Source organism: Bacillus sp. 05T22, assembly GCF_056396765.1.
Genome location: NZ_JBFTMC010000310.1, coordinates 1 through 363, shown reverse-complemented (window position 1 = coordinate 363; position 363 = coordinate 1). Strand labels below are relative to the sequence as shown.

The 363-nt window shown below is 54.0% G+C and carries 1 protein-coding gene; it reads right to left on the bottom strand.

Annotated features, from left to right (window positions below):
- Positions 1 to 363 (bottom strand): hypothetical protein (locus tag AC1DIT_RS28630; protein WP_476998642.1); only part of this gene is annotated, 363 nt, incomplete at both ends.

Here is a 363-nt window from a genome sequence, read left to right as displayed (position 1 = left end):
GCGGATCCACTGGCGGTTTTGGCTTATCTGGATCCGTTGGCGGATCTACTGGCGGTTTTGGCTTATCTGGATCCGTTGGCGGATCTACTGGCGGTTTTGGCTTATCTGGATCCGTTGGTGGTTCTACTGGCGGTTTTGGCTTATCTGGATCCGTTGGTGGTTCTACTGGCGGTTTTGGCTTATCTGGATCCGTTGGCGGATCTACTGGTGGCTTCGGCTTATCTGGATCCGTTGGCGGATCTACTGGCGGTTTTGGCTTATCTGGATCCGTTGGCGGATCTACTGGCGGTTTTGGCTTATCTGGATCCGTTGGCGGATCTACTGGCGGTTTTGGCTTATCTGGATCCGTTGGCGGATCTACTG